Source organism: Capnocytophaga sp. oral taxon 326 str. F0382 (assembly GCF_000318295.1).
Taxonomy (GTDB): Bacteria; Bacteroidota; Bacteroidia; order Flavobacteriales; family Flavobacteriaceae; genus Capnocytophaga; species Capnocytophaga periodontitidis.
The window spans coordinates 44005-56225 of the sequence record NZ_KB291450.1 but is presented as its reverse complement, the minus strand read 5'-3'; the positions used below and the strand labels follow the sequence as shown (position 1 = coordinate 56225).

The 12221-nt window shown below is 39.0% G+C and carries 11 protein-coding genes; 1 reads left to right on the top strand and 10 read right to left on the bottom strand.

The window, feature by feature from the left end:
• The first annotated feature begins 63 nt into the window (after positions 1–63).
• Positions 64–588, top strand: a complete 525-nt coding sequence (locus HMPREF9073_RS11955) for a hypothetical protein (protein ID WP_009414043.1) — start codon at positions 64–66, stop codon at positions 586–588.
• Between the two features lie 50 nt (positions 589–638).
• Here the strand turns inward: HMPREF9073_RS11955 and HMPREF9073_RS11950 are convergent, their stop codons facing one another.
• From HMPREF9073_RS11950 to HMPREF9073_RS11905, 10 genes are all read right to left on the bottom strand, one after another.
• Positions 639–1262 (bottom strand): L-threonylcarbamoyladenylate synthase, encoded by a 624-nt coding sequence (locus HMPREF9073_RS11950; protein WP_009414042.1) that lies wholly within the window; start codon positions 1260–1262, stop codon positions 639–641.
• Between the two features lie 4 nt (positions 1263–1266).
• Positions 1267–1692, bottom strand: a complete 426-nt coding sequence (locus HMPREF9073_RS11945) for a PaaI family thioesterase (RefSeq protein WP_009414041.1) — start codon at positions 1690–1692, stop codon at positions 1267–1269.
• Positions 1693–1707: 15 nt separating this feature from the next.
• Positions 1708–3750 carry a M3 family metallopeptidase gene (locus HMPREF9073_RS11940; RefSeq protein WP_009414040.1) on the bottom strand — a complete coding sequence of 681 codons (2043 nt, stop codon included), beginning with the start codon at positions 3748–3750 and terminating at the stop codon, positions 1708–1710.
• Between the two features lie 85 nt (positions 3751–3835).
• On the bottom strand, positions 3836–6595 hold the full coding sequence (locus HMPREF9073_RS11935; RefSeq protein WP_009414039.1) for a sodium-translocating pyrophosphatase: 2760 nt from the start codon (positions 6593–6595) through the stop codon (positions 3836–3838).
• A 357-nt stretch (positions 6596–6952) separates the two neighbouring features.
• Positions 6953–7270, bottom strand: coding sequence for an Imm45 family immunity protein (gene imm45 / locus HMPREF9073_RS11930; RefSeq protein WP_009414038.1), 318 nt, complete (start codon positions 7268–7270; stop codon positions 6953–6955).
• Between the two features lie 6 nt (positions 7271–7276).
• Complete coding sequence (gene gltS, locus HMPREF9073_RS11925; protein WP_009414037.1) at positions 7277–8503, bottom strand: sodium/glutamate symporter; 1227 nt, start codon at positions 8501–8503, stop codon at positions 7277–7279.
• Between the two features lie 116 nt (positions 8504–8619).
• Positions 8620–9339 (bottom strand): YebC/PmpR family DNA-binding transcriptional regulator, encoded by a 720-nt coding sequence (locus HMPREF9073_RS11920; protein ID WP_009414036.1) that lies wholly within the window; start codon positions 9337–9339, stop codon positions 8620–8622.
• Positions 9340–9397: 58 nt separating this feature from the next.
• A complete protein-coding gene (locus tag HMPREF9073_RS11915) occupies positions 9398–10462 on the bottom strand; it encodes a CapA family protein (protein ID WP_009414035.1) in 1065 nt (354 codons plus the stop codon).
• A 12-nt stretch (positions 10463–10474) separates the two neighbouring features.
• Positions 10475–11125 carry a phosphatidylserine decarboxylase family protein gene (locus HMPREF9073_RS11910; protein WP_009414034.1) on the bottom strand — a complete coding sequence of 217 codons (651 nt, stop codon included), beginning with the start codon at positions 11123–11125 and terminating at the stop codon, positions 10475–10477.
• A gap of 52 nt (positions 11126–11177) precedes the next feature.
• Positions 11178–12221, bottom strand: a complete 1044-nt coding sequence (locus HMPREF9073_RS11905; protein WP_034555897.1) for an OmpA family protein — start codon at positions 12219–12221, stop codon at positions 11178–11180.

The window sequence follows — 12221 nt, the reverse complement described above, 5'->3', positions numbered from 1 at the left end:
TTGTTAAATAATTACTTACGCCGAACTCACGTTATTTAACAAAATTTTAAGAGACAGTAGTGTATGTTTCTAAATATTTGGGGAGATTTGCTCATTAGTGCTATTTATAAGGAAAATGAATGGCGTGTGTACTGGGAATATGCTGAGTATAAAAAACATCGCGCTATTTTTGGTATAGCATTATTATATACTCAAAGTAATTTACCTTTAGAGGAGTTTTTAATCAACTATGAAAAGAAAGAAGTACTTAGAATTTATGAGGCTAATAACGAAAACTTAAAACAAGTATCATCTCGTAAAGAACAACTTTTCTTGCTTTATGTGATTACTAGAAGAGTAATGGGTAAAGAGATTTCAGACTTCTTTAAAAGAAATGGTTATAATTTTGGTTGGCTTGATAAAAATGGAAATTATCAACCTATTTTTGATTATCCACAAGATACTAATCCTACTATTTTTCAAGTTTATCGTTGGCAGTTCCGTTATAATGAAGGAATAAAAGAAGAGGCAACTTTACCACCTGAATTAGCTCAGTCTGCAAAAAGAGCCACTTTCCTAACTGATTTGCTTGCTTGGGCAATGAAGTAATAAGAATAGACTTTGTCAAAGTCCAAGGACTTTGACAAAGTCTATTGTTTTTAATACATAATATCGATGTCTCCTTTGCCTTCTCGCAGCACAACAGGAGTGTCTCCTGAGAGGTCGATGACGGTGGAGGCTACATTATCACCATAACCACCATCAATAACGATATCCACGCGGTTTTGCCATTTCTCGAAGATAAGCTCTGGATCGGTGGTGTACTCAATCACATCATCGTCGTCGTAGATAGAGGTAGAAACTATAGGGTTACCTAACTTTTCTACAATAGTACGCGCAATAGTGTTATCGGGGACACGTATCCCTACGGTTTTCTTCTTTTTAAAATCCTTAGGAAGATTGTTATTCCCTTGCATAATAAAGGTATAAGGACCTGGTAAAGCGCGTTTCAACAGTTTGAAAGTGCTCGTATCTATCTGTTTTACATAGTCAGATAGATTTTTTAAATCGGAGCATACAAATGAAAAGTTTGCTTTTTCGAGTTTTACTCCTTTGATGCGAGCAATTTTCTCAAGGGCTTTGGTATTGGTAATATCACAGCCCAAACCGTAAACGGTATCAGTAGGATAGATAATAAGTCCGCCGTGGCGAAGCACTTCCACTACCTTAGCAATATCCTTTTCGTTGGGATTTTCGTTGTATAATTTAATAAAATCAGCCATTGTTCTAAATATTAGGGGTAATTCTAATCGTGGTGAATTTGCAATAAGAAATCAATTTTTCCTCCTGATTTGTTACTTTTATTTCCCAAAGTTGGAGCGTACGTCCTGCATTCACACATACAGCCTTGGCGTAAAGGGTATCCCCTACTCTACCCGCTCTCAAGTGATTAGCACTGAGTTCAATACCTCGAATTTGTTCATCATCATTGCGGTAAAGTAAGTACGCCCCTATGCTGCCTGCTGTTTCAGCTAAAGCTAAAGTAGCCCCTCCGTGTAACACCCCATCTACCTGAGTAACTTTATCGGTAACAGGCATTGTTATAGTAACACTATCTTCGGTTACTTCAGCAATTTCCATTTGCCAATCGCGCATCAAGTTGTTTGGAGGTAACGCCTGCCACTTCTGTAGTAAAGTTTCTTTGTTAAGCATAGCATATCCTTTTTGTTACTTCAACCCACGTGCTTTGAGTAGTGGCTCAATAGCAGGAGCTTTCCCTCTGAAGGCTAAATACATTTTTTCGTAATCCATTGTATTTCCTTTGGAGAGTATCAAATCTCTAAAACGTTGTCCATTAGCACGAGTGAGTCCGCCGTTTTCTTCAAACCATTGGTAGGCATCGTGGCAAAGCATTTCTGTCCATTGGTAAGAGTAATAGCCTGCTCCATAGCCTCCGCCAAAAATATGAGCAAAGTAAGACGAACGGTATCTTGGGGGTACTTCTTTCAACCATAAGCCTGTTTTTTCAAGGGCTTTCTTCTCAAAATCACTTACATTATTGATGATAGTATCTGAAGGAATAGTATGCCATTGCAAGTCTAAATTGGCAGCAGCCAAAACTTCAGTAAAGGCATAGCCCTCATTGAAGGTACTCGCTTTTTTTATCTTATCAATAAGTGCTTGTGGAATAGGTTGTTTAGTCTCGTAATGTACTGCATAGTTTTTAAGTACCTCAGGATACAAAGCCCAATGCTCATTGAATTGCGAAGGAAACTCCACAAAATCGCGTGCCACTGCTGTTCCTGATAAACTTGCATACTGTTGGTTAGCAAAGAAACCGTGCAATGCGTGACCAAACTCGTGGAAGAGCGTAGTAAGTTCGTCGTAAGTAAGCAAAGCAGGTTTACCTTCGGCAGGTTTCACATAATTGCACACATTATAAATAACTGGTTTAGTGCCTAATAACTTCGATTGGTTTACAAAGTTGCTCATCCACGCACCACCACGTTTGCTTTCACGAGCAAAGAAATCACCATAGAAGAGTCCTAATGGCGTACCGTCTTCTTCAAAAAGCTCATACACTAATACATCGGGGTGATATACGGGTATATCTTTGCGTTCTTTAAAGGTAATGCCATAAAGTTTGGTAGCTGCATAGAATACACCATTTTCAAGAGCATTTTTCAATTCGAAATAAGGTTTGATTTCGTTCTCATCAAGGTCGTATTTAGCTTTGCGAACTTGCTCAGCATAGAAGTTCCAATCGTAAGGTTCTAAAGTAAAATTACCTCCCGTTTTGGCGATTTGTGCTTGTATTTCTTTAGCTTCAGCTTTGGCTTTACCTACTGAAGCAGGCACTAAATCTTTAAAGAATTGAGCAATAGCAGCAGGAGTTTTAGCCATAGTGCGTTGCAAGCTCCATTCGGCATAGTTTTTAAAGCCCAAGAGTTCGGCTTTTTTAGCACGCAGTAGAGCAATGCGTTTTAGGATATCATTGGTATTATGAGCTCCCCCATCGGTACGATTCCAGCTTGCTTCAAACAATTGTTTACGAGCGTTGCGGTCGGCTAATTCACTAAGGAGCGGTTGCTGAGTAGTATTCACAATCGCTACTTTCTGACCATTGATAGTTTGAGCAGCTGCCAATGAACCTTCTAAAAGCGTTTGGTTAAAATCAGTTTCTAAAGAAGCTAACTCGCTGTTATATTTCTTTAGGGTTTCTTTATCAGTAGCTGATAGGTTAGCACCTGCTACTACAAAATCTTCGTAGTAATTTTCTAACAATTTAAGCGATTCAGCATCTAATTTCAAGCTCTCACGTTTATCGTATAAGGCCTTGATACGCGCAAAGAGTTTTTCGTTCAGGTGAATGCCATCGGCGTGCTCGGCAAACTTAGGCGATAGTTCTTTTTGCAATACTTTTAAGGTATCATTAGTATTTGCCTCAGTTAAGGCATTGAATACCGCTGAAGCACGCTCTAACTCTACTCCACTTTTTTCTAAAGCGATAATTGTATTCTCAAAAGTAGGCGCTTCGTTGCTATTAGCTATAGCTGCAATACGTTCGTTTTGCAAAGCCATTCCTTTGAGCAAGGCGGGACGGTAATGCTCATCTTTAATTTTTGAGAAGTCGGGAGCTCCATAAGGTAAAGTGCTTTCTACCAATAGCGGATTGTTATCTGTATTCTCTGTCATTTTTGAAGTCTTTGAGTCGTTGCAGGCTACCAAAGCAGTGAGCAATATAGCTGCTGAAAATAAAGGTAATTTCATAGTTTTTAGGTGATTATAAAAAGGGTGTTCGAGGAAGAAGTTCCTCAAACACCCCTTTTGAGGTTATATAATAACTAAAATACTGTTATTTAGCAGTCAAACGTATGTCGATACGTCTGTTTTTAGCTTTGCACTCAGGAGTATCGTTAGCAGGACAAAGAGGGTGTTCTGCACCATAACCTTGAGCACTCAATTGAGCTTTGTTAGCACCCAATGCTACCAATTTGTTTAACACTGAATTAGCACGTCTTTCTGAAAGTTTTTTGTTACCTTCAACACTACCCGTATTATCAGTATAACCTCCTAAACGAATAGCAGCTTTAGGATAAGCTTTCAAAATAGCTACAATGTTCTTTAATTGTTGTTCAGAACCTTCAGTAAGTTCATCGCTACCTGTTTTGAAGTAAGTTCTATCCAAAGTAATCCAGTTATCTTTGAATTGTTCTGGAGTAGTAAGGTTTTTATCTTCTATCAATTTCACGAGGTGTGCTTCAGATGAGTTCTTTCCAACTTCTAACATTGTATTGTCAAAAAGGCTCAATTGGAATAAATCACCTACATTGTACTCGAAGTCACCATCGGCGTTAAGCTTACCTTCTTCAATAACTACTACTTCTTCCACAGGCATCACTCCCTCACCTTCACCTTGACGAATTTGAGCTTCTATAGGAGTACCTGAAGCATCAGCGGTATGTCCACCCAAGATAGGAGCGATTACCAAACCTACCAAGCAAGTGAGTTTGATAAGGATATTCATTGAAGGGCCTGAAGTATCTTTGAATGGGTCACCTACAGTATCACCAGTAACGGCAGCTTTATGAGCGTCAGAACCTTTGTAAGTCATTTGTCCGTTGATTTCAACACCTGCTTCAAATGATTTCTTAGCGTTATCCCAAGCACCACCAGCATTATTTTGGAAGATAGCCCATACAACTCCTGATACAGCTACACCAGCCATATAAGCGCCAAGAGCTTCAGCACCCATCACAAAACCGATGATAATAGGAGTGATGATTGTAATAGCACCAGGTAACATCATTTCGCGCAAAGCAGCTTTGGTAGAAATATCTACACATCTGCCATACTCTGGAGTACCTTTACCTTCCATAATACCAGGGATTTCGCGGAATTGGCGACGTACTTCATTCACCATATCCATAGCAGCTTTCCCTACTGATTGCATAGCTAAAGCTGAGAAGATTACGGGAATCATACCTCCAATAAACAAGGCAGCTAATACATCTGCTTTGAAGATGTTAATACCATTGATACCTGTAAAGGTAACATAAGCTGCAAACAATGCTAAGGCAGTAAGAGCTGCAGAAGCAATCGCAAAGCCTTTACCTACAGCTGCAGTAGTATTACCTACTGAGTCTAAAATATCAGTACGTTGGCGCACTTCTTTTGGCAATTCACTCATTTCGGCTACACCACCAGCGTTATCGGCAATAGGACCAAAAGCATCGATAGCCAATTGCATAGCTGTAGTTGCCATCATTGCTGATGCGGCAATCGCTACACCATAGAAACCAGCTAAAGAGTAAGAACCCCAAATAGCTACAGCAAAAAGCAATACAGAACCAAAGGTAGATTTCATACCAGTAGCCAAACCTGCAATAATATTGGTAGCAGCTCCTGTAGATGAATTGCGAACGATATTCAATACCGGTTTTTTACCCAAGGCGGTAAAGTGTTCAGTAATAGCTGAAATGAGCAAGCCTACTGCCAAACCTACGATAGTTGCGTAGAATACATTGATACTTGCGATTTCTTTTACGCCTTCACCAAAGAAACTCATTTGGATAGTTTCTGGTAACATATATTTGATAAGGAAATAGCAAGCTACTAAAGTAAGTGCTAAAGCTACATAGTTACCTGTATTTAGTGAACTTTGTACTTGTTTTTCTTTAGCATCGTTGTTTTTGATACCTACACAGAAAGTACCAATAATTGAAGCAATGATACCTACACCAGCAATTACTAACGGCAATAAGATAGGTCCTAAACCACCGAAAGCATCGGTAAAAGCACCACCATTGGCAGTTGCTATATCTTTAATCACATAGTTACCCAATACCATTGAAGCGAGTACAGTAGCCACATACGAACCAAACAAGTCAGCACCCATACCAGCCACGTCACCTACATTATCACCTACGTTATCGGCAATAGTAGCAGGGTTACGAGGGTCATCTTCAGGGATACCAGCTTCTACTTTACCTACAAGGTCAGCTCCTACGTCGGCAGCTTTGGTGTAAATACCACCACCCACACGAGCAAAGAGCGCAATGGACTCAGCACCGAGTGAGAAACCTGCTAAGGCTTCGAGTACGAGAGTCATTTCGTCGTAGAAAGGTTTGCCTCCTCCTACAAAAGTGCTTACAAAAAGGATGAAGAACAAGCTCAAGCCCAATACAGCCAAACCTGCTACTCCTAATCCCATTACAGTACCACCACCAAAGGATACTTTTAAAGCTTTTGGCAAGCTAGTGCGAGCTGCTTCGGTAGTGCGTACGTTAGCATTGGTAGCGATACGCATCCCGATATTTCCCGCTAAGGCAGAGAAGAAAGCTCCACACACAAAAGCTACTACAATAAGCCAGTGAGAAGTTTCTACCATACGAGAAACAATAAACAGAGCAATAGAAGCAATAATCACAAAAATACCTAAAATGCGGTACTCAGCATTGAGGAATGCCATTGCCCCTTCTTTGATACTTTTGGAAATACTTTGCATTCGATCGTTGCCTGTGGTTTGTTTGTTCACCCACGAAGCTTTCGCAATCATAAAGATAAGTCCAAGAATAGCAAGGACTAACGGTAAATATAACATCATTTTATCCATACAAATATTATAATTAGTTAAATTTAGGGCGTAAAAGTACGAAAGATAATTGTAACGAAAAAATAATAGTTAAAAAAACATTAATTTTTTTAGGAGTTAGGGAATAGAGATTAGGGGGATAGAGGATAGTTGTTGTGTCTTGAAATAGTTTTACATTAAAAAAGTAAATTTTTCATTCTCTTTATTCTACAAACAGATTGTGAATAAATAAGCTTACTTTTAAGGGCGTTTACAACCATAGGTTTTCCTACGTAACATACTCTAAAAGTAATTGATTTTCAGAGTAATCAACTTTGCCAAAGTTTCAGACTTTGGCAAAGTGTAGTGATGCAAAATTTGTAAACCAATTCTGATTTACTATAATAGAGAAAACATTTCGGTATTCTCGCAGATATAAACATCTTTTAGTTGGCAATCTATATAGCCCCATTTTTGCCAATTTTCCTTTAGCCAATCTGCTCTTAGTCCGAATTTGTAACCTTCTGGTATAGATTCTTTAGGGAAACGCACATAAACTAATCCTGCTTTATAACCCGAAATTACCATTAAACCGTAACTATCACCTAATTCACACAATAAAAAATACACAACTTCTTCATAAGGATATACTCCTTTACATTTAAATATTGTTCCTCTTGGAATAGATGTTTCTGTATAATCTATCAATTTTTCCATTAATAACTATTGTAAGAAACCTATAAAAGTAGTCAAGATAAAGGCGTTAATAAAATCTATAAAGAACGCTCCTACCATTGGTACAATTAAAAAGGCTTTGTGTGAAGGTCCAAAACGCTCGGTAACCGACTGCATATTAGCTACTGCCGTAGGGGTAGCTCCTAAACCAAAACCACAATGTCCTGCACAGAGTACCGCTGCATCGTAATTAGCTCCCATCAAGCGGAAAGTAACAAAATAGGCATACGTGCACATCACAAAAGTTTGTACCGCTAAGATGATAAACATCGGTAATGCTATGTCAAACAGTTGCCAAAGTTTTAAGTTAATTAGAGCAATTCCTAAAAACAGACTTAATGAGGCATTCCCAAATACATCTATAGCACGATCGAACATATTCACTTTGAAGGCATTAGTAAGAATATTACGCAAGAATACCCCAAAGAATAAAGCCCATACAAATTGTGGAATAGTAAGTTTTTCAGGCAACCAAGCCGTTACCGTAGGAGATACCATTATAGCCGAAAACGACAGACAAGCGGCAAACAGCGCCATTGTTTCTATTGCCGATTTTGAAGTAATCAAACGCTGTTTACCCGCATTTTCAAATACTTCTACTACAGCATCAACAGTGTTATCATTTTGTTTTTCTACAGGTTTTCTTCCTAAATTGTTCACCAATTTACGCGCTACAGGACCTCCTATGAGTCCGCCGAGTATCAACCCAAAAGTAGCTGAAGCCATACCGAGACTCGTAGCCCCTTCAATATTATATTTAGTTTCTAATATCTTGCCCCACGCCCCTGCTGTGCCGTGTCCGCCTGTAAGCGTGATAGAACCTGTAATCAAGCCCATAATAGGTTTTTGCCCTAATGCGCTTGCCAGACCTACCCCTACCGAGTTTTGTACCACAATAAACAGTGCTACTACTCCTAAGAAAATGATAAGTCCTTTACCACCAGCTTTTAGTCGGGAGAAATCAGCACTAAGCCCAATAGAAGAGAAGAAAAAGAGCATAAAAGCGTCTTGTAGGTTTGTATTGAAGTCCAATGAAATCTCGTATTTGATATACAACAGATAGATGATAACAGCCGCCAAGAGTCCGCCTGCTACGGGTTCAGGGATATTGAAATCACGCAAGATTTTTATTTTTGTTACTAATAAGCGTCCTACCAGCAATACAAGAGTAGCAATAATTAGGGTATAATAAGGGTCGATGATAATGGATTTCATTATGTTGGGTTTTAAAAAAGTTTTTTATTCTGTGAAAAGGGCTTTATAAGCAAGCATTCCCACCCCTAAGTACAGTAAAAGGGTGGGAATGCCAAATTTAGAGGTTAAACTCATTGTTACTCCTCACTTTCTTTCATAGTGTGATATACATTTTGGACATCCTCGTCTTCTTCGATTTTTTCCAAAAGTTTCTCTACATCAGCCTGTTCTTCAGGGGTGAGTTCTTTGGTTACTTGTGGAATACGCTCAAATCCTGAGGATAAGATTTCAATACCTCGGCTTTCCAACTCTTTTTGGATAGCTCCAAAACTCTCAAAAGGAGCATAGATAAGGATACCATCTTCATCTACAAACACTTCTTCAGCTCCAAAATCTATCATTTCGAGTTCCAACTCTTCAGGGTCTATACCTGTAGCATTGATACGGAAGTTACAAGTGTGGTCGAACATAAATTCTACAGAACCTGAGGTACCTAAAGTACCATTACACTTGTTGAAGTAACTGCGGATATTCGCTACAGTGCGGTTATTGTTGTCGGTTGCAGTTTCGATAAGCAAAGCAATACCGTGAGGGGCATAGCCTTCAAAGAGTACTTCTTTATAGTTAGCAGTATCTTTTTCACTTGCTTTTTTAATAGCGCGCTCAATATTTTCTTTGGGCATATTGGCGGCTTTGGCATTCTGTATTACGGCACGCAAGCGTGAGTTAGTTTCAGGGTGAGGTCCGCCTTCTTTTACTGCCATTACGATGTCTTTCCCTATGCGGGTAAATGTCTTTGCCATTGCAGCCCAACGTTTAAATTTACGGGCTTTTCTAAATTCAAATGCTCTTCCCATTTATATTACTTAGTTTTTAGTTATTAGTCGTTAGGGGTTAGGAGTTAGTAGGAGTTAGTTAGTTAGTTATAGTTTTTAGTTGTATTTTGTCGTTTTCAAAGTGCAAAGGAGTTTCAGGAAAATCGAGTTTGGTAAGGCGTTTCATCTCTTCAAATACCTTACAATCATCGTCGAGTAACAATCCATTGGCTTTAGTTTGCTTTACAGAGAGTACATCGGCATACAGAAAGTCGCCTTTGCGATTGATTTTAATATTTAGCAAAGGGGCAATTCCATTAGGGCCTTGCAAGCTAAATCGTCCGTAGGTGTTGAAATTTCCCATACTATAAGCAATAAACTTACCGTTGTACACTTCTACAGCACGTGTTACGTGAGGACCGTGCCCCAATACAATATCAGCACCTGCATCGATTACTGAGTGCGCAAATTTATAGACATTTCCTCTATTTTCACCAAAAAAGATCTCATTGGCACGTGGTACACGGGTACTTTTAGAGCCTTCAGCCCCTCCATGAAACGATACGATCACAATATCTACTTGCGAGCGTAATTCCTTTACTAAATCAGTAGCTTGGTCGATATTGTTCACCGATAACATATTGCTATTAGGCGAGAAAGCACAAAAACCGTATTTCACTCCATCTTTCTCAAAGATAACCGATTTATTTTCTACGGGGCCTGCGTGATATATACCCACTTCATCTAATATTTTAGCTGTATTGTGTCGCCCTTTCTCACCAAAGTCATTAGCGTGGTTATTCGCAGTACTCATCAGGTTAAAACCTGCCTCTTTGATAATTTTGCCATAACGGTTAGGCATCCTAAAAGCATAACAAGTTCCTTCAGCTGAGTTTTTACATTTATCAGAAGTACCTGTATCAAGAATCGCTCCTTCTAAATTGCCGAATACAATATCTCCTTTTAAATAAGGTTTTACGTATTTAAAGCTCTCTACAGCATCATCTTTTGGGAGATATCCTTCAGGAAATCCTGAACCTATCATCACATCACCTACTGCCACTATACTGAGAGTATCCTTAGTAGTGGCAACTGCAAGACTATCTGTTTGTGCCGAAATATAAGAAGTTATTATGAGAGCTATTGAGAAGAAATATTTTTTCATAATAATATAGTTCTATTTTTCAGCAATTACTTGTACGCCTCCTTTTACCTTGTCGCCCAACTTTACTTTTACTTTAGTTCCCAAAGGCAAATACACATCTACACGTGACCCAAATTTAATAAATCCAGCGTCTTCTCCTTGTACAGCGGTATCGCCTACTTTAGCGTAATTTACAATACGTTTAGCCAAGGCTCCTGCTATTTGTCGGTATAACACTTCACCAAATACAGGATTATCAACCACTACAGTAGTACGTTCGTTTTCTTCTGAAGCCTTCGGATGCCACGCTACTAAGTATTTACCTGGGTGATACTCACTATAAGTAATTTTACCCCCTAAAGCATAACGTGTTACGTGCACATTGATAGGCGACATAAAGATGGATACCTGCAAGCGTTTATCTTTGAAATACTCTTTTTCAAACACTTCTTCTATCACCACCACCTTGCCATCTACAGGGGCTATGATGTGTTGGTCATTTCGAGGTGTTATGCGTTTAGGATTTCTAAAAAACTGCAAAATAGCTACCAAAAATAGGAGTGCTACTACCTGAATGGACTTTTTAAGCCATAGTATATCAACGAAATAATGCGCTATTAGCGATACTCCTATCACTATAAATAGCGTTACGAGAATAATCTTAAAACCTTCTTTATGAAACATTATTATTATTTATTTTAGGGGGCAAAGATAAGAAAAAATTGACAATTAACAATTAATAGCTATGGATAACAACTCTTAGCTCTACACGTCGTGCTTCGGCAGGTGTAACCTGTGGGTCTATTCCTTTAAAAGCAGTTAGTATACGTTCGCTACTTATTCCTTTAGCTTTTAATATTTGAGCTACATTTACAGCACGTTGCATCGACAATACATTGTTATATGCAACACTTCCTACCTCACTTGCGTACCCTTCTAAAAGTATTGATAACTCAGGATGTGTTTTTAGCATTGTTACCATCTCATCTATAGTAATAGGGTCGTAACTTAAGGGCACAGACTTGTTATTGGCAAAATAAAGCACAGCTTTTTTATGTCCATACGCGGCTAATAATTGCTCCAATTCACTTCGTCTTTCAGCCGAAATTTGCTTAGATACTCCTGTAGCTGTCACATTTTGGACTACTATAGGAGTTTGAGATGCTGTTGTAGGTGTAACTGTTGCTACACGTGCATTTTTGGTAGCTATTCCTACTCCCGTATTAGCACCCAAAGCAGCTAAAAGCAATTGTTGCTGCTTGCGTAACTGATCTACACTTTTTGATAATTGCGCAACCTGTTGTGCAATAGCGGTAGTACTACTTCCCGTTTGAGATACTGCCATAGGAGCTACTGTTGTGCGAGGCATTACACGAGAGGCTGTTGTAGTACTTGCGGTGCGAGGTATTGCAGTGTTACGCGCGATAGCAGTGTTGGTAGCTGTACGCATTGCAGTAGTATTAGTTGCTGTACGTGCTACTGCAGTATTACTTGCTGTTCCTACTGCTACTGTTGAACTTTTGGTAGCAAATTTACTTTCTTCAGATACTGCCGAAGTGTAAGGCATCTCTTTTTGTTTATATTTTACAGCCGATAGCATACTGTCCAACTCCTCATCTCTGAGATTAGTGAGCTCTGCTCTCCCTATTTGTTCTAATAAGTATTGCAGTTCATCTACCGTCATTACTATCTCTGTTTTTGTTTTATTAGGGGCTACTTGTGCATACATACTATGTACACACAATAATAGCCCCCCTATAATGTAATAGATATACTTCAT